Raw genomic sequence first — 16,463 nt, forward strand, 5'->3', positions numbered from 1 at the left:
CAGTGCCGCACTTCACCCTATTGCGTTGAGAAAACATGCATAGTCCTTCTGCTTGATGACGCACGTCAAATCCCTGACGTTCGGCCACCGGCGCCCATGAATCAATGTGGCCAAGATCGCAACTCCGCATTGGTCGCGCCGAGCAGCTCCGGGGTTCATGGCAAGGAAGCTTGGAGGCTATGTCGAATATCGAAACTGGTAGCCATTGCACCCAGCGGTGCAGATCGAGGCGCTCATCCCTCAAAATCCTCCGGCGCTGAAGCGCAGCGGCTGCACCACGTCGTAGGCTGCTTTGGAGAGCGGCACCGCGTAGTCGACGGTCAGGTTTCCGAACGGCGAGGCCCAGGTCAGGCCGGCGCCGACCGAGGAACGCACGACGTTGTTGTTGGCGAGCTGCAGCGATTGCGTCGAGCCCGGAAACGCCGTCGGCCCGCTATAGCCGAACACGCTGCCGGCATCGACAAAAGCGGTCGCCTTGAGACCGTATTCCTGGGGCACGCCGGGGATGTTGCTCTGGAATTCCAGCGTGCTCGCCCAGTACATGTTGCCGCCGATATTATCCATGGTCGAGCCTGGCGTGAGGTCGCGTGGCCCAAAGCCGTTGGGCGCAAAGCCCCGCACCATGTTCGGGCCGCCGAAGAAGCTGTTCAGCAATGGCACCTGCTGGCCGCCCCAGCCGGTGATATAGCCGCCCTGCGCGCGCACCAGGCTGACCACGTCGTCGTTGATCGGGTGATAGTAGCGCACGTCCTCGGAGGTGCGCAGGAATTTTACGTCGCCGCCGAGACCTGCAAGGTCCTGCCTGAGCTGCGCATTAAATCCGCTGGTCGGACTTTTGTTGTTGTCGAGCGTGTTGTACGTGACGGTGTCGCCGACGGAGGAGACCCATTGCGAACCGGCGGCCGCGGCCTGCTGGATCGGCAGCGACGTCGTCGCCGTCGACGACGACGACCCCAGCGTCACATCCTGATTATAAAGCGAGTAGCGGTACTGCACGCCAATCTGCTCGGTCAGCGGTGTGCCGAATTGCAGCGTCGCGCCATAGATGTCGCTGCCATAGGACTGGTAGGGGCTGGCGTCGTTTTGCCTACCGTAAAGTTCGATCCCTGCCGAAACACGGGTGCCCAGAAAATACGGCTCCGATGCCGACAGGTCGATCCCGCGCCCATACTGACCATAGGTCACCGCGGCGTTGACGGCCTTGCCGGACCCCAGGAAATTGCGATCGCCGACCTTGACCTCCGCGAGCAAGCCGTCGGTCGTCGAGTATCCTCCGGAAATCGTGAACTCGCCGGTCGATTGCTCCGCCACTTCGACGTCGAGCACGACACGGTCCGCCACCGAACCCGGTTTGGTCGAAATCTTGACGGTCTTGAAATAGTTCAAATTCTTCAGCCGCCGCTCGGCGCGATCGATCAAGGTCTTGTTGTAGGCATCGCCTTCGGCGATGTCGAACTCGCGCCGGATCACATAGTCCCGGGTGCGCGTGTTGCCGTGGATTTCGATGCGCTCGACATAGGTTCGCGGCCCCTGATCGATGGTGAAGGCGACATCGATGCGCTTGGCTTCGGCGTCGCGGGTGATGCGGGGCTGCGCCTGGGCAAAGGGGTAGCCGAGTTTTGCCAGTTCGATCGCGAGAATCTCGTCGGATTTGTCCAGCGCGCCGCCGTCGAATGGCGCGCCCGAGCGCGCCACCGGCAGGGCACGGAGTTTTTCGCAAGAGAGTCCCGGCACGTTGCAGACGACGCTGATATCGCCAAAATGATAGAGCGGGCCCTCGTCGATCGAGAACGTGAGCGTAAACCCGTGCAGCGCGGGATCGTATTCGGCGACCGCCGCGGTCACGCCGGCATCGGCATAGCCCTTGCTGCGATAGTACAGCCGCAACTGCTCGCGATCGGCCGCGATCCGGTCGGGGTCGTAGTCATCGCCGCCGGTCAGAAAGCTCAACATGTTGGTGGCGGAAGTCTTGGTCACCGCGGCGAGCTGCCGCTTGCCGAAAACGTGATTGCCGACAAAATTGATCTGCCGCACCGTGGTCTTCTTGCCCTCAGTCACCTCATAGACGAGATCGACCCGGTCGTTGCCGCGGTTGATGATCTGCGGCGCCACGCCGACATCGTCGCGCCCGGCATGGCGGTAGGCTTCCATGATGCGGCCGACGTCGGCCTGAACCACCGCGCGCTGCAGCGCGCCGCGCGGCTTGGATTCGACGACGGCTGCAAGATCCTTGTCCTTGATCTTCTTGTTGCCCTCGAAGGCGACATGATCGAGCACCGGGGCCTCTTTGAGATGCACGACCAGCCGATCACCGGCGCGCTCGATGGTCACGTTCTCGAACAGGCCGGTCGCGACAAGCGCCTTCAGCGCCGCATCGCGTGTTGCCTCGTCGTATCGTCCGTCTTGCGCGGCATGAAAATAGGAACGCACCGTCTCGGCGTCGACGCGGCGATTGCCCTCTACCTCGATGGTCTCGGCCGCGGCGGCCTGCGCAACGAAAAGCGCGAGCGAGGTGACAAGCAACACGCCGGCTGCTTTCGACCGGCATTGCTGGCGTGGCATTCTGGATTGCCTGATCACGTCCCGCCTGTCTCCCATTCGACAGGGTGCGATCGAATTGCCCGCGCAGGGCGAAAGAATGTCTGGGATAAGGTCAGTTGCGGGCCGAAGCGTTCACGGCTTGCCATAATTTCGACGCGGCTGCGAACCGTGCGTTCCCGAAAATGTCGTAGAGCCGCTTCAAATGTTTCCTACTCAAAGAGCCGGAAACGTTGGCGCCGCGACCGCCGCGGGTGCGAACGTGCTTCCTCGGAGCATCACATGCGCTACGCAGCTTTCCTCACAGCTACCTTGTTACTGATCACGCCGGCACAGGCCGCGGTCTCACCGGAGGTCGACCCGCACGCCTCGCTCGGCGTCGTGCAGCAATGGATCTACAATTACCGCGCCAAGCCGGATTACGCCCACGTCCCCGCCGCCGTGCGCGTGCTATTCCACGCGCAAACTTTCAAGGAGCCGGAGAACGCCGGCATCTATCTCGGCTTCATCGCCGGTGCGATCGGATCGAACCCGGCCAAGGCCGAGCAGCTTGTGAACAGTTTCTTTCCCGTGCCTCCGGAAGACGAATGGGTGATCGTCCGCGCCATCGCCTTTTCGGGGCTGCCCGACTGGCGGAATCTGCTGCGCCGGGTCGCGCCGAGGATGCCGGGGCGAAAGGTGATGATCGACAGCTACCTCGCTGGCACGCTGCCGACGCTCGCCAACATCCCGCTGGAAGACGCAAAGCCCGGCATGTTCGACCGGCTGCGCGGTGCCTTCACCAAAAATCCCTTCGCCAAGGACGACAAGAAGCTGAAGATGGCGCAGACCTTCGCCGGCAATCAGGACCTGTTGGACACGTTGTGGGGATATTATTTCGCGACCGGCTCCCACCTTCCGATCCTGCGCATCATGGAGATGCTGCCCTGGAGCAAAAGCCGCGACACCATCGACAAGCTGACGGTCGGCAGCATGGCGCGCTATACGCTCGCAAGTTACGCGGTGCGCGATGCCGGATTGCGCGAGTTTCTCCGCAGCGAACTGCCGAACCAGCCTGAGGCGATCAAGCTGCCGCTCGGCGAGGTGATCGAGGCCGCCGACACCGTTCAGCTCGGCTCGGTGCGCAAGGATGCGCTCGCTGCGGTGGATGAGCTCAAGACCAAGGGTTCGGATTCAAGGCGCAATCTCGACTTCTGGGGCCAGGTCGGCGTCGGCGCGGTCGCCTTAGGCTGCGTCTCTGCGGCGGCGCTCGGCCAGGTCGCGGTCGGCATCCCCTGCGTGATCGGCGGCTCGGCATCGCAGGGCCTGCTGTCATTCTGGGAAAAGCAGCAATGACCTGAGATCAGCGAACCAGGAAAACGTCGAACATGCCCGTCACCATATCGCTGATCTCTGCGCGAACCTTCGGATCGTGCTTCGAGCGGACCAGCTCAGCGGAAGTCTCGTGCAACAGCGCCAGCAGCGTCCGCGCGATCAGGTCGACAGGGTAGGGCTTGATGATCTTGGCGTCGCGCAGTGTGCCGAGCACGGTGCGCAGCGTTCCGAACGCGTAGCGAAGTTCGACCTTGCGCCAGGCCTCGGGCCCGACCACTTGCGGCGCTTCCACGAAGATGATGCGCTGCACCGCAGGGGATGCACAGAGATCGATCAGCTTCTCAAAGCCCAGCCTTAGACGTTGCCAGGGATCATCCGATTTAGCTGAAGCGGCGGTTGCCAATATTTCGGCTTCCAGATCTTCCGCGACCGCGATGAACAGCCCCTTTTTGCTGGCAAAGTGATGATAGACGGCGCCCGTCGTGACCCGCGCGTCGGCGGCGATCTTGCCGATCTCCGCATCGGAATAGCCGTCACGGGCGAAATGCTTCCGTGCCACGGCCATCAGCGCGGCGCGGGTTGCTTCGAGATTCTGTTCCTTGCGCGATTTCACCACGGCCCGATCGTCCTGCCACTTGACATAATTAGAAAATGTAACATAATTGGATTATGTTGATCGCTCCTTAGCCGCCGACGCATCCTATTGCATGGGCGGCGCAACTGAAAGGTTTCGGTCATGGCGTCAATCTTTGGGACCGCTGTTCTGGTGATCAATACCTTGTTCTTTCTGTTGACGACGTGGAGCAGCGCCACCGCGCCGGAACGGTTTGCCGCAAGCCTCGGCCTTGGGATCGTCAACAGCGGCGGGATCAACGAAATCAGAGCGCAATATTCCGGCTTCTTCCTGGCGGCAGCCTTCGTCTGCACGGCCTCGCTGTTCGGCCAGCTATCGCGACAAACATCGTTTGTTGTCTTGGGCGCCATCTACGGCGGCCTGCTCGCGGGCCGATTGGTCAGCTTTGCGCTCAATGCGGGTGTCGCCGGCTACGGTCCGACCATACTCGTGCTCTATGCCGTCGATGCAGTCGGTCTTTCATTGGCGGTGGCGTCGTTCGTTTTGGAAAACCAGTTGAAGGCGTGAAAGCACGGCGCGCCATTCGATTTGGCCCGGCTTCCACGATCCCGCATCCGACGTACCATAACAAGGACAGACCGACATGCCGACGAAAGCGCCGCCTTCAGATCACGAATACAAATACGTCGTGACCGAATTTGGAAACATCGCCTACCGGGAGGCCGGATCGGGACCGGTCGCGATTTTTGTCCATGGCGTTCTCCTGAACGGCCATCTTTGGGACAGGCTGATCGAGCAGTTGGCCGGCACCAGGCGGTGCATCGCAATCGATATTCTCGCCCATGGCGCAACGCGGGCCGGCGCTGACCAGGACCTCTCCTTCGACGCGCAAGCGAACATGCTCGCCGCGTTCTGCCAGGCCATGAAATTCGATCGCGTGGACGTCGTCGCCAATGACAGCGGCGGCGGGATCGCCCAGATTTTCGCAGCACGCCACCCGGAGCGCATCAGGAGCCTTGTGCTCACTGATTGCGATGCTCACGACAACTGGCCGCCGAAGCAGGCAGAGCCGCTGCACAGGCTTGCGAAGGCGGGCGGGCTTGGCGCGATCGGCCAGCGCATGCTCGAAGACGTGGCATTCGCCAGAACAAGTTTTGGCACCGGCTTCGAACATCCGGAACAATTATCACCTGAGGACTTCAAAACCTGGCTCGAGCCTCTGTTCGATTCTCCCGCATCGGTACGCAACCTCGAACGCTTCATTACAGCGTTCGACAACAGGCAAACTGTTGCCGTCGAGCCCCTACTTCGCAAACTGGAGGCTCCGACGTTGATCGTCTGGGGCACGGCCGACGTGTTCTTTCCCGTGAAATGGGCCTATTGGCTGCGCGGCGCGATCCCGGGAGCGCGCGAAGTCGTCGAACTGGAAGGCGCGAAACTGTTCTTTTCCTGGGAGCGGCCGGTCGAGTTGGCGACCGCGCTCCGAAACTTCTGGCGATAGAGGGCGACTTCAGCGACTTTTATCTACGTTGGCTATCTAGGTTGGCAGAAGCGAAGTCGCTTGCGGACTGGAGCGGCGACCTCCCGGTCAATAGCATCGCGGCCCTTGAAACATCGTTTCAAAGGCCGCGCGCAAGAGGAAATTGTTTTTAAGGCAAGCTCGCGGATGCGAGCTTACTGGTTGTCGACCGCCGTCTTGCCGTGACGCGCGACGTTCTTTGCGCCCGCATGCTTCGGCTGATAGGCCAGCGCGTTGTTCGTGGAAGTACCCTTGCTTGCGGAAGTGCCGGCGGCGGGCAGGAACGGATCCCGGTAGCAATTGCCGAACACGCCGGCAACCGCGGCCTGACACTGCTCCATCGTGGCATAGCCGCAGCCACGCATGCCGGAAGTGTTGGTGACGCAGTAATCGCCGGCGCTTGCAGGCGTCGCCATCGTCATGAATGCCATCGCGAACATGGCCGTGGCGGGTGCGGCGGCGAATTTCAGAACCTGTTTCATCTTCTCTCTCTGTTTTTTGTGACGTTTTCGATGCTGGGCTTCAGCCCTGCAACGGAGATGGGATGCGATAAGTTGCCGCGCCATCGGCGCCGGAAAAAAACAAAAGAATTCTCTTCGAGGCTCGTCGAAGCATCGAAATGCGCGTGCCGAAGCCATATTGTAGGATGATCATCATACAATGATCGAAAACCACCGTCACGCGACTATCATATAGTGATCCATTTTCCAAAAATTCCTGTCGAGGTCTGAATTTGAAGCAGGGAGGATATGCACGGCCGACGATAAACTCGACGTGATCCGCCGTTGCATCCGCCTTGTCGGCGGTCGCGATCTGATTCGCCTTCGCAGAAGCGCTCTTCCGACTTCCGCTTCTGCCGATCACGCTTTGGCGAGCCGACCGTGAAGTGCTAGGCTTCGCGGCAAGACAAGCGATGAGGACGCCATGGGCTTTATTTTCGTTATTGTCACAATACTCGTCTTGTATGTCATCGTTTCACTTCGCGTGCTCCGGCAATATGAGCGCGGGGTGGTGTTTTTTCTCGGCAGGTTTGCGGGTGTTCGCGGCCCCGGGTTGACGCTGATCTTCGTTCCGATCCAGCAGATGGTGCGGGTGTCGCTGCGCACCGTCACCATGCAGATTCCCTCGCAAAAGATCATCACCAGGGACAATGTCTCGATCGATATCGCAGCCGTCGCCTACTATCATATCACCGATCCGGAAAAATCCGTGATCGCGATCGAGAACGTCTACAATGCGATCAACCAGATCAGCCAGACCACCGTGCGCAACGTGGTCGGACGCTTCAACCTCGATGAATTACTGGCGGATACCGCGAGCATAAATGACCAGATAAAGAACGTCATCGACATTCACACCGAACCATGGGGCACCCAGGTGACGGCGGTTGAGATCAAGGACATCACGCTGCCGGACAACATGCAGCGGGCGATGGCCAAGGAGGCCGAGGCCGAACGCGAGCGCCGCGCCAAGATCGTCGCCGCCGAAGGCGAATATCAGGCAGCGGTGAAGCTCGGCGAGGCGGCCGACATCATCACGCAACATCCCGTGGCATTGCAGCTGCGTACCCTGCAAACCATGGCGGAGATATCGATCGAGAAGAATTCCACCATCATTTTCCCGGCGCAGTTCATGAGCACGGTGCAGGAGGCGATCGCGCTGCTTTCAAAAGATTCGACGGCGAAATAGCCCGGTGTCGAAGCTGCGCTGGTATTGCCGTCTACTCCGCCGCACGCAATGGGGTGGGGGAAGGATGCACCGCCTCGGCCAGTTGCCTGGCATAGATCTCCTGCCACGAACTCTTGTCGTCGCTGACGAAATACCCGCTGCGCGCGCCACGGAAAACCTCGGCATCCTCGGCGCCGGGCGGCATGACGCCCTTGTCGCGTAATGCGCGCGCCGCCATCAGTAGCCGTCGGCGCGTGCGCGTGATCATCTGATCCGATGGCGCCAGATGCTCCCACGCGTGATCCGTGACCGGCCCCATGCTCTCGGTGATCGCCTGATCCTGCAAATGGATGCCGTCTATACCGCTATAGATCGCATTGCTCTGCTGGGCGGCGCGGTCTATGCCCCAATCGTTGCTTGCGTTCGCGACGAGCCGCCAACGTCCGAGCCAATCGGTCGTGTTCGGCAGGAATTTGTTGCTGCGCCCGGTGCCGCCGATCGGCCTGCCGTCCTTGAAGGCGGGCTGCGGCTGCGTCAGCGCCGATATGCCGGGCTTCCAGCGCAGGAAGCAGAACATGGTGTGGCCATCGTCGAGCGGCACCCAGGCGCGTGCATGCACGTGACTGCCGAACTCGCCATTAGGCGCCTGACTCCAGAACGGAAACAGGAAGTTGGCGAAGCGCCAGTAGGTGCTGTCCGGGCCGGCCGCGCGGTAGGCTGCGTATTGCGTGCCCCAAGCGGCATCGGTGATGTGGTACTCGGGCGCACGGTTGGTGATGGTATGGTGGACCGGATCATCCTCCGGCACATCGTCCGGGTCGACGTGGCCGGCGTGCAGGAAGCCGAAATGCGAAGTATCGATCTCGCCCTCGATCGCCTGCAGGTAGTTGCATTCGCGCTGGATGAAGGTGACGCTGACCTCGTCATCGGGAACATCGAGGATTTCAAACGCCGGCAGCGGCGGCGCCTTGGCGCTCGATCCCATATAGACCCAGACCACCCCGGCGCGCTCGACGGCTGGATAGGCCTTGGCCTTCACTTTGTGCTTGAAATCCTGGTGCGGCGGCACGCTCGCCATGTCGACGCAGTTGCCCGCGACGTCGAACTTCCAGCCGTGATAGATGCAGCGGATGCCGCCTTCCTCATTGCGTCCCAAAAACAGCGAGGCGCAGCGGTGCGGGCAGCGATGGTCCATGACGCCGACCCGGCCGGCGCTGTCGCGAAACGCGATCAGCTTCTCGCCGAGCAGCATCAGCCGAACCGGCGCCCCGTCGCGCGCCAGTTCAGAGGACTGCGCTGCGGGAATCCAGTATTGCCGCATCAGCTCACCCATGACTGTTCCGGGGCCGACTTCTGTGAGCTCTCTGCCTTCGGTCGCGGTTGTCATCCTGCCCTCCCGATGCGGCCTTGCGCCGCTTAATTGACGATATGCTATCACAGATCGCGGGTGCCTGGTGCGCCCCCATCCCTTGGAACCGGACGGCCCCTAGTCGGCCCTGATGTTGGCCGTCCGGACCACCTTGCCCCACTTATCGGTTTCGGCGGCAATATGCTTTGCGAAGTCGGACGGCGAACCGACAAACACGGTAGCACCAAGGTCGGCAAGCCGCGCCTTCAGCTTTGGATCGGCGAGGCCGGCGTTGATCTCCCGGTTGAGCCTGTCAACGATCTCGACGGGCGTTTTCGTGGGCGCGCCGACGCCGAACCAGCCGCTGGCCTGGTATCCGGGCACGAACTCTCCCACGGTCGGGACATCGGGCAGCACTTCCGAGCGCACCGCCGTGGTCACGGCCAGCGCACGAAGCTTGCCGCCTCTGACATACTCGATGGATGAGGACAGCGGGCTGAACATCATCTGCACTTGCCCGGCGAGCAGATCGGTCAGGGCGGGCGGTGAACCGCGATAGGGCACATGCACCATGTCGACGCCGGCCATGATCTTGAATAGCTCGCCGGCCATATGCGGCCCGGTGCCGCTGCCGGGTGACGCCATATTGAGCTTGCCCGGATTGGCCTTGGCGTAGCTGATGAATTCGGGGACCGTCTTAGCTGGAAATGAGGGATGCACCTCCATGCCGTAATTCTCGTGGCTGATGCTCGCAACCGGCGCGATGTCGCGGATGAAATCGTATTTGAGCTTTTGGTAGAGCGTCGCGTTGACGGCGTTCGACAAGTTGATCAGCAGGAGCGTGTAGCCATCGGCGGGCGCCTCCACCACGACCTCGGTGGCGATATTGCCGCCGGCACCCGGCCGGTTCTCGATGATGAACTGCTGGCCGAGCCGTTCCGACAACCATTGCGCCACCAGGCGCGCCGCGATGTCGGGTGCACCGCCGGCGGCGAAACCGACGACAAGGCGTACCGGCCGTGTCGGGTAGGCCTCGGCGCTGGCGATGCGCGAGACAGCTGGAATACCGACTGCCATCGTAGCTAGCTGCAGGAACTGGCGGCGCGCAAATTTCATCGCAGTCGCTCCCTAAGATACCGGGTCAGCGTTGGGAGAGCGTAGCGCCTTTGGGAATTGGCCGATAGAGCGCTAGCGACCTTCGTCTGCGCTAGGACGTTGCGGTTGCGGCCCCGCGAATGGCACGAGCAACAGCCCGATGAGTGCCGCAAAGGCGAGCAGCGCCCAGGCTTCGTTGGCACTGAGCGCAAACGCCGCTTTCTCGACCATCGGACGAACATAGGCTTCGATTGCCGCGTCCGATATGCCGGGAGGCCGGTGCGTGAACAATTTCAGATCAAGTCCGATCGCCTGTGCCGCCGTGACATCGCCCGCTATCAGACGTTCGCGCAGGGCCTCGGCGTGTCCGCCCGTGCGTCCATAGAGAATAGTGTCGATCGAAGCGATGCCGATTGCGCCGCCGAGGTTTCGCATCAAATTGAACAGGCCGCTGGCGTCGGGTACCTCGGCTTCATTGAGCGCGCCAAGCGCCAGCCGTGTCGGCGGCAGCAGGCAAAACATGATGGCGACGCCGCGCAGCACTTGCGGCCAGAACATCTCGCCGAAATCGGCGACGCGGCTTTGCAGCGCACTGCAGCCAAGGCCAAGCGCGAACAGCGCGAACCCGAGAGCCGATAACCAGCGCGGATCGAACCTGCTTTCCAGATGGCCTGCGATCGGCGCGGTCACCAGTTGCGCAACGCCGGTGACGAGCATGATGGTGCCGATCTCGAATGCATCGTGACGCCGGACATAGGCGAGGTACACCGGCATCAGATAGACCGAGCCGAACAATCCGACCCCGAGACAAAAGCTCAGGGCGCAGCCGATCGCAAACCAACGGTTCTTCAATGTCCCCAGCTCGACCAGGGGATGCCTGGCCTTGAGGGTTCTTCGCGCAAAGACTGTTGCCGTGGCGCCGCTTAGCAGGAATAGGAAAACGCAGCGCGGAGAAAGCCAACCGTCATGCGGGGCCTCTTTCAGTCCAATCTCCAGGCTCGCGAGTGAAATTGCGATCAGCGCCAGAGAGACCCCATCGAGCGTGGCGAGATCCGCCAATCGAGGTTTTGCGCGCGGCAGCAAGAAAGGTGTCGCCGCTGCGGCGATCACGCCGGGAACGACGTTGATCAGAAACAGCCAATGCCAGGACCAGGTCTCGGTGATCCAGCCGCCGACCACCGGCCCGACGGTTGGCGCGAGTACGGCCATGACGCCGGCCAAGGTGGTAGCGACGGGGTGCAGACGGATCGGAAACAGCAAGAAGACCGCGGAGAACACCGCCGGAATCAGCGTGCCGCCCGCAAAACCCTGCAGCACGCGGAAGCCGACAAGGGTCACAAGATTGCCGCTGAAGGCGCAGCCGACGGAGGCGAGGGTAAACAGGCTGATCGCCGCAACGAACAGCCAGCGCAGCGTCAGCACGCGCGTCAACCATCCGGTCAGCGGAATGGCTGTTATCTCGGCGATCAGATAGGCGGTCTGAATCCAGCTCATCGCATTCTGCGAAATCGAAAGCGCCTGCTGGATCGTCGGCAACGACGTCGCGACCACCTGAATGTCGAGGATCGCCATGAACATGCCGAGGCACATCAGAGCGAAGCCTGCCCATGTGGCCAGGCGAATTTCACCCGGCGCCTCAGCCCGTCCGCTCACTGGACGCCACGCGCGGCCTGACCGGAGGCCGCCAGCGCGCGGTCTTCAGCCCGGATGCGGATCGCGAGAACCGCAGCGTTGAGGATACTGAAGATGGCAGCCAGCAACGGCAGGCCGAGCGCCAGGGGAAGTACCGCGATCTCAAAGGAAACCACGGCGTAGTTGGGATGCGACAAAAATCGATACGGTCCCGCCGACACCAAAGCTTGCTCCGGTAAAACAATGATCCGTGTCGTCCAGCGTGGGCCAAGCGTCCGCATCACCCAGAATCGAAAACCCTGCAGGACCAGATAGAACAGGAACGCAACAACGTTTACCGGCCGACCGTGGCCGAACGCCCATAGCGCTATCAGCCATGCCGCGTGTACCGCGACGATCAGCGGATAGTGCCGGGCGGCCACCTCGATTGCGCCGCGGGCCATAAGCTTGCGGGTATTGTCGTTGGAAATGACGAGTTCGGCCACGCGCTGCAACGTGACGATCCCAAGAATGAGCTCAGCAGATGTCACGCGGCATGCCGCAGCGCGACGCAGCTCGCGGTGAAGCCGGGCCCGAGCGCCGTCAACAGCGACCGCGCCGGCAATCCCCTGGCGCGGGCTTTTTCCAGTACGAACAGGATGGTGGGGGAGGACATGTTGCCGTAGTTGGCGATCACCTCCCGTTCGCAGTCGAGCGTACCCTGGTCGAGCGCAAGGGCTGCTTCCAGCGCCACGATGACCTTGGCGCCGCCGGGATGGCAGATGAACCGGTCGATGTCGGTCATCGAAAGTTTCATGCCGGCGAGAATCTGCGCGACGGCGGGACTAAGATGCGCGGTGACGAAATCGGGGATGGTGCGGCGGAAGATCACGCCAAAGCCTTGCGGATCGACGCTCCAGCCCATGACGCCGAGCGTATCGGGCCATAGGTGTTCGCCGGCGTTCTCGATGCGGGTCGCCCCGCCATCGCCGGCGCGCAATATCACCGCCGCGGCGCCGTCGCCGAACAGGCTGATGGCAACGATGTTGGCCTTGGTGAGTTCGTCATGACGGACGGCAAGCGAGCAAAGCTCGATCGTCACCAAGAGCACATTGGTACCCGGCCGCGCCTGCGCCAATCGCGACGCGATCGACAGGCCCGAGGCTCCGCCGGCGCAGCCGAGACCGAACACCGGCACCCGCACCACGTCGGACCGGAAACCCAAGCGCCCGGCAACGCGCGCCTCCAGGCTCGGCGTTGCAATCCCGGTGGAGCAGACGGTGACGACGGTGTCGATGTCGGCGCCTTTGAGCTCAGCCTTCGCCAGTGCTTTCTCCGCGACCTCGACAAACAGCGCCTCGGCGCCTTCGAGAAAAGCCTCGGTGCGTTCCGGCCAGCTGCGCGGTTCGAGATACCAGTCGAACGGCTTTACCGCATGACGCTTGATAATGCCGGTGTTCGAGAAAATGCTGGAAAATCTTTCGAATTCGGGAAACCGGCTGCCGAATCCATCCCACGCCGCGGCAAGCACGTCCTTCTGCAACAACACGTGTGGAGGCACCGATGTCGCCAGAGAGACCAGGGCAGCCGTGGGCATTGCGAGGACTCTCCTGCCGCTTCAGTTACTAAGCAAACATCGGCGGAGATGGTTTATTTCGCGGACCGTCGAAAAATCATCTGGCCGAACGGGTCACTAAAATGTGAAACTGTCGCGCGGTAATGTATCGAAGTGATTTTTCCGACATGGCGATGCATGCGATCCCAAAACAGTCCTTCAGACGAGCAACATCCGGTGATGTCGGCACCGTCAGGGAAATCACCCGCGCCGCTTACTCAAAATGGGTCCCGGTGATCGGCCGGGAGCCGAAGCCGATGATTGCGGATTACGAACAGGCCGTGGTCGACCATGTCATCGACATCTACGAACAGGGGGGACTGCCGATTGCGCTGATCGAGCTGATTCCAAAACCTTCATATCTGCTGATCGAGAATGTCGCGGTACTGCCGGATCGGCACGGCAACGGCATCGGCGGATTGCTTCTCGAGCGGGCCGAAACCATCGCGCGGTCGCTCGGATTAAGCGAACTGCGATTATACACGAACGCGATGTTTGCCACCAACATCACATTCTATGCGCGCCGCGGATTTGAGGAATTCATGCGCGAACCGCATGCAAGCGGTAGCGAGGTCGTTCATATGAAAAAATCGGTCGGGCCTTAGGCAGGGGAAACGCAAGTGTCCACATCTCGCCGTCTCAATCAAATTCGAGAGCGCGTTGTTGCGAATTCGCGCGAAGCGTCGAAGGGGTACATCCGCCCTTCAAACGAGTGAACCAGGCTATTTTCCGCGGCCCGTACCGGCGTCTCTGCTGTCCTGGAAGGACGGGTTAGGCAGAACGCCCTTGTTGGTGTGGGGCTTCATCGCCGAGCCGGTCGTCGTGCCGGGCGTCTTGGTGGCGTCCGCGGCAGTCTTGGCTTCGTTCGACGCACCGGGAACCGGCTGCATTTGTGCCGATGCGGCCGCCGTCGCTCCGAACCAAGCGGCGACCACGAGGGCTGAGATAGCAAGCTTGGAACGCATGGCAATCTCCTCCTTGCATCATGGTGATGCGGGAGTGAGAACCTGCCACGCGGATTTGGGTTCCGGGCGAGCACCGGCTATTGCACACGAAAGCCGCCGGCTGATGCCGGCAGCTCGCGACCATTGCGGCGCAGCGTTCTGATCGCACAATCCTACGCGTCCTCGGGCAAGTCCGAGGACGTGCTCTCGCCAAATTGCGCGCTGGATCTTGAAGACCCATGCCGGCCTTCAACGCAAATAGGTACTACTTGCTGTCGTTATTTTTGTCGCTGTTCTTGGTCGCATCACCTTTGCTGGAATGGTGGCTCATTCCGGTGGTTGTGCCAGACTTCATTTTGCTGGTCTTCATCTTGTGAGATTTCGTTGTGGGAGTGGTGGCACCTGGTCCGACGTTGCCTTCACTCGACGCACCGGGAGCCGGCTGTTGCTGCGTCTGGGCCGAGGCAATCGCCGTCGCTCCGAAAAGCGAGGCAATCACGAGGGCTGAGATAGCAAGCTTGGATCGCATGAGAAATCTCCTGATCTGGATGGACGAGACGGGAGACAGAACTAGCGAGCCGAATTTGGGTTCCGGACCCGGTGCCGGTTTTTCGCGAGCACCAGATGCTGGTCCGAGCTTTCCTGTCCCATGCCGGAATCGCTGAGGGGCAACACCGCAAAGACGCCGCCTCGGAAATGTGCTAACCGTCAGCTTGAGTGGCAGTAGGGGGCGACCATGATTGAACCGAAACTCGAAGTGCCGGCCGAATTGCGCGATTTGGCCGAAAAAACCATCGATCAGGCGGAAAAAGCGTTCGGGATGTTTTTTGATGCCGCAAGCAAATCGATGACGTCCGTCCCTGCTCCGGGGGCCGAGATTTCCAAGCAGGCGCTATCGTTCACCGAACAGAACATGAAGGCCGCATTCGAGCATGCGCGGAAACTGGTTCACGCAACCGACCTTCAGCAGGCGATGCAAATTCAATCGGAGTTCCTGAAGAGTCAGTTTACGAACGCCGGAGAGCACATGAAACAAATCACCGGCGGGGTCATGTCGGCGGCGAAGGACGCCTCGAAAGGCAAATTTTAGGACGCGGCGTCGGCGCGCACAAATGGACGTGCCGTTGCATGCGTGTAAAATCCTTTGCCCACAAATTAGTCTTGCATGGGTTTACGCCGTGGACTTCAATCGCGGCGCAGGTCCTTGACGGGCCACCGGGTGATGTCGCCCGCCGTCTGTCAACCTTTCTGCTGATCCCTGTCGGGTCTCACCGGCAGGGATTTGCATTTTGAGTTGTATTCCGAGGAAAAAGTATCCCGCGGCTTCGCCCTTTGATCGCGGGCGGCTTAAGGAAGTGGCGCGCCGGCGTTGGAAATCATCGGATTATCAGTGTTCACCGGCGCCAGCTCGCTGGCATTGCCATCGCTCAAGAACTTGTCGAGCGTGGCCTGAATCCTCTCTTTCGCGGTATCGGGGCCGCGGTCGCTCATCCAGGTGTGCTGAAATTCAGTGTGGACGATATCGATGCCGTCCGCCTTGGCCTGCTGCGGGGTCGGCAGAACGCCGGGATCGGTTTTGAAATTCGGGTCCTTTGAGCGGAACGACAGGATCTTCAGTCTGTCATTGAGCACGAAAGGAACGCGCAAATTATCCAGCGTGACCACTTTCGCGCATAGCTCCGGATGGTGCTTGGCGAAGTACATGGCGATATCGCCGCCATTGGAATGTCCGACCAATGTCAGGTGATCGTAGTCCGCATTCGGCCGCAGTTCCTTGAGTTGCCCAAGCACAAACAGGATGTTGGCTTCGCCTTTCTCATAGACGGCGCGCCGGCCGACATAGGGCAGGCCGACCTTGGTCATCAATGGCGGGTCACTCGGGATATCCTGCTGGATGCTGGCAACGAGATAGCCCCTGGCCGCAAAGACATTGGCGAGGAACGAATACTCGGTGTTCTTGACGGTGTTGCCGTTGCTGATGACGGCAACCGGAAGCTTCCAGTAACCGGCATTGGCCTTCATCTCATAGTCCCGGCGCATCGCAAGGTCGACCGCAACCGGCCGCTGCCGCGCGGCGTCGAAGAAATTCAACGTCTCGTGTCGAATGCCCCATTTGCTGATGGCGAGATACACGCCCGTCGTGAGAGCGCAGACGCACGCCAGGACTGCAATTCCTCTCCTCATCGTCTCCATCCCGATCACTTTGGCTCAACAAATGATGGGGATACGCGGTGGGA

Annotated in this window: 18 protein-coding genes; 6 read left to right on the plus strand and 12 right to left on the minus strand. The window is 61.1% G+C overall.

All coding sequences use genetic code 11. The annotated features are described in order from the left end of the window. Positions 1-240 precede the first annotated feature (240 nt). Positions 241-2,562, minus strand: a complete 2,322-nt coding sequence (gene bamA, locus B5526_RS28660) for an outer membrane protein assembly factor BamA (RefSeq protein WP_079543137.1) — start codon at positions 2,560-2,562, stop codon at positions 241-243. Between the two features lie 258 nt (positions 2,563-2,820). Here bamA and B5526_RS28665 point away from each other — a divergent pair, with 258 nt between their 5' ends. Then, positions 2,821-3,873: a hypothetical protein gene (locus B5526_RS28665; RefSeq protein ID WP_079543138.1), complete on the plus strand. Its 1,053-nt coding sequence runs from the start codon at positions 2,821-2,823 to the stop codon at positions 3,871-3,873. Between the two features lie 7 nt (positions 3,874-3,880). Here the strand turns inward: B5526_RS28665 and B5526_RS28670 are convergent, their stop codons facing one another. Continuing rightward, complete coding sequence (locus B5526_RS28670; protein ID WP_079543139.1) at positions 3,881-4,468, minus strand: TetR/AcrR family transcriptional regulator; 588 nt, start codon at positions 4,466-4,468, stop codon at positions 3,881-3,883. A 120-nt stretch (positions 4,469-4,588) separates the two neighbouring features. On the opposite strand from B5526_RS28670, the gene B5526_RS28675 reads away from it, so the two are divergent. Together B5526_RS28675 and B5526_RS28680 are read left to right on the plus strand one after the other, a co-directional pair. Continuing rightward, positions 4,589-4,993, plus strand: a complete 405-nt coding sequence (locus B5526_RS28675; RefSeq protein ID WP_079543140.1) for a hypothetical protein — start codon at positions 4,589-4,591, stop codon at positions 4,991-4,993. Positions 4,994-5,069: 76 nt separating this feature from the next. Beyond that, complete coding sequence (locus B5526_RS28680) at positions 5,070-5,927, plus strand: alpha/beta fold hydrolase (RefSeq protein WP_079543141.1); 858 nt, start codon at positions 5,070-5,072, stop codon at positions 5,925-5,927. A 173-nt stretch (positions 5,928-6,100) separates the two neighbouring features. On the opposite strand, the gene B5526_RS28685 is transcribed toward B5526_RS28680, so the two are convergent. Both B5526_RS28685 and B5526_RS38530 read right to left on the minus strand, forming a co-directional pair. Then, positions 6,101-6,427: a DUF3551 domain-containing protein gene (locus tag B5526_RS28685; RefSeq protein ID WP_172842129.1), complete on the minus strand. Its 327-nt coding sequence runs from the start codon at positions 6,425-6,427 to the stop codon at positions 6,101-6,103. 40 nt (positions 6,428-6,467) lie between these two features. Continuing rightward, positions 6,468-6,809, minus strand: a complete 342-nt coding sequence (locus B5526_RS38530) for a hypothetical protein (RefSeq protein WP_172842130.1) — start codon at positions 6,807-6,809, stop codon at positions 6,468-6,470. A 60-nt stretch (positions 6,810-6,869) separates the two neighbouring features. Between B5526_RS38530 and B5526_RS28690 the strand changes: the two genes are divergently transcribed. After that, positions 6,870-7,634 (plus strand): SPFH domain-containing protein, encoded by a 765-nt coding sequence (locus tag B5526_RS28690; protein WP_079543143.1) that lies wholly within the window; start codon positions 6,870-6,872, stop codon positions 7,632-7,634. Between the two features lie 31 nt (positions 7,635-7,665). Here the strand turns inward: B5526_RS28690 and B5526_RS28695 are convergent, their stop codons facing one another. From B5526_RS28695 to B5526_RS28715, 5 genes are all read right to left on the minus strand, one after another. After that, complete coding sequence (locus tag B5526_RS28695) at positions 7,666-9,000, minus strand: Rieske 2Fe-2S domain-containing protein (protein ID WP_079543144.1); 1,335 nt, start codon at positions 8,998-9,000, stop codon at positions 7,666-7,668. A gap of 99 nt (positions 9,001-9,099) precedes the next feature. Beyond that, a complete protein-coding gene (locus B5526_RS28700) occupies positions 9,100-10,077 on the minus strand; it encodes a Bug family tripartite tricarboxylate transporter substrate binding protein (RefSeq protein WP_079543145.1) in 978 nt (325 codons plus the stop codon). Positions 10,078-10,149: 72 nt separating this feature from the next. Next, entirely contained in the window at positions 10,150-11,646 is a 1,497-nt protein-coding gene (locus B5526_RS28705) for a DHA2 family efflux MFS transporter permease subunit (protein ID WP_079543146.1), read from the minus strand. Positions 11,647-11,705: 59 nt separating this feature from the next. Beyond that, positions 11,706-12,218, minus strand: coding sequence for an isoprenylcysteine carboxyl methyltransferase family protein (locus tag B5526_RS28710; protein WP_079543147.1), 513 nt, complete (start codon positions 12,216-12,218; stop codon positions 11,706-11,708). After that, positions 12,215-13,264 carry a type III polyketide synthase gene (locus B5526_RS28715; protein WP_079543148.1) on the minus strand — a complete coding sequence of 350 codons (1,050 nt, stop codon included), beginning with the start codon at positions 13,262-13,264 and terminating at the stop codon, positions 12,215-12,217. Before B5526_RS28715 ends, B5526_RS28710 begins: the two co-directional genes overlap by 4 nt. Positions 13,265-13,386: 122 nt before the next feature. Here B5526_RS28715 and B5526_RS28720 point away from each other — a divergent pair, with 122 nt between their 5' ends. Next, entirely contained in the window at positions 13,387-13,887 is a 501-nt protein-coding gene (locus tag B5526_RS28720) for a GNAT family N-acetyltransferase (protein ID WP_197688372.1), read from the plus strand. Between the two features lie 117 nt (positions 13,888-14,004). On the opposite strand, the gene B5526_RS28725 is transcribed toward B5526_RS28720, so the two are convergent. Continuing rightward, positions 14,005-14,247: a hypothetical protein gene (locus B5526_RS28725; protein WP_079543149.1), complete on the minus strand. Its 243-nt coding sequence runs from the start codon at positions 14,245-14,247 to the stop codon at positions 14,005-14,007. Between the two features lie 244 nt (positions 14,248-14,491). Next, positions 14,492-14,755, minus strand: a complete 264-nt coding sequence (locus B5526_RS28730) for a hypothetical protein (RefSeq protein WP_079543150.1) — start codon at positions 14,753-14,755, stop codon at positions 14,492-14,494. Positions 14,756-14,962: 207 nt separating this feature from the next. Here B5526_RS28730 and B5526_RS28735 point away from each other — a divergent pair, with 207 nt between their 5' ends. Then, positions 14,963-15,316: a phasin gene (locus B5526_RS28735; RefSeq protein WP_079543151.1), complete on the plus strand. Its 354-nt coding sequence runs from the start codon at positions 14,963-14,965 to the stop codon at positions 15,314-15,316. Positions 15,317-15,573: 257 nt separating this feature from the next. On the opposite strand, the gene B5526_RS28740 is transcribed toward B5526_RS28735, so the two are convergent. Then, complete coding sequence (locus B5526_RS28740) at positions 15,574-16,410, minus strand: alpha/beta fold hydrolase (protein WP_079545532.1); 837 nt, start codon at positions 16,408-16,410, stop codon at positions 15,574-15,576. Between the last annotated feature and the right edge of the window lie 53 nt (positions 16,411-16,463).

This window comes from Bradyrhizobium lablabi, assembly GCF_900141755.1.
GTDB lineage: Bacteria > Pseudomonadota > Alphaproteobacteria > Rhizobiales > Xanthobacteraceae > Bradyrhizobium > Bradyrhizobium lablabi_A.

Bases quoted from the DNA above. Each gene is read 5' to 3' on its own strand.
- B5526_RS28690 (WP_079543143.1), top strand. From the start codon at position 6,870: ATGGGCTTTATTTTCGTTATTGTCACAATACTCGTCTTGTATGTCATC.
- B5526_RS28725 (WP_079543149.1), bottom strand. From the start codon at position 14,247: ATGCGTTCCAAGCTTGCTATCTCAGCCCTCGTGGTCGCCGCTTGGTTC.
- B5526_RS28735 (WP_079543151.1), top strand. From the start codon at position 14,963: ATGATTGAACCGAAACTCGAAGTGCCGGCCGAATTGCGCGATTTGGCC.
- B5526_RS28715 (WP_079543148.1), bottom strand. From the start codon at position 13,264: ATGCCCACGGCTGCCCTGGTCTCTCTGGCGACATCGGTGCCTCCACAC.
- bamA (WP_079543137.1), bottom strand. From the start codon at position 2,562: ATGCCACGCCAGCAATGCCGGTCGAAAGCAGCCGGCGTGTTGCTTGTC.
- B5526_RS28675 (WP_079543140.1), top strand. From the start codon at position 4,589: ATGGCGTCAATCTTTGGGACCGCTGTTCTGGTGATCAATACCTTGTTC.
- B5526_RS28680 (WP_079543141.1), top strand. From the start codon at position 5,070: ATGCCGACGAAAGCGCCGCCTTCAGATCACGAATACAAATACGTCGTG.
- B5526_RS28730 (WP_079543150.1), bottom strand. From the start codon at position 14,755: ATGCGATCCAAGCTTGCTATCTCAGCCCTCGTGATTGCCTCGCTTTTC.
- B5526_RS28700 (WP_079543145.1), bottom strand. From the start codon at position 10,077: ATGAAATTTGCGCGCCGCCAGTTCCTGCAGCTAGCTACGATGGCAGTC.
- B5526_RS28685 (WP_172842129.1), bottom strand. From the start codon at position 6,427: ATGAAACAGGTTCTGAAATTCGCCGCCGCACCCGCCACGGCCATGTTC.
- B5526_RS28740 (WP_079545532.1), bottom strand. From the start codon at position 16,410: ATGAGGAGAGGAATTGCAGTCCTGGCGTGCGTCTGCGCTCTCACGACG.
- B5526_RS28720 (WP_197688372.1), top strand. From the start codon at position 13,387: ATGTATCGAAGTGATTTTTCCGACATGGCGATGCATGCGATCCCAAAA.
- B5526_RS28695 (WP_079543144.1), bottom strand. From the start codon at position 9,000: ATGACAACCGCGACCGAAGGCAGAGAGCTCACAGAAGTCGGCCCCGGA.
- B5526_RS28705 (WP_079543146.1), bottom strand. From the start codon at position 11,646: ATGTGCCTCGGCATGTTCATGGCGATCCTCGACATTCAGGTGGTCGCG.
- B5526_RS28665 (WP_079543138.1), top strand. From the start codon at position 2,821: ATGCGCTACGCAGCTTTCCTCACAGCTACCTTGTTACTGATCACGCCG.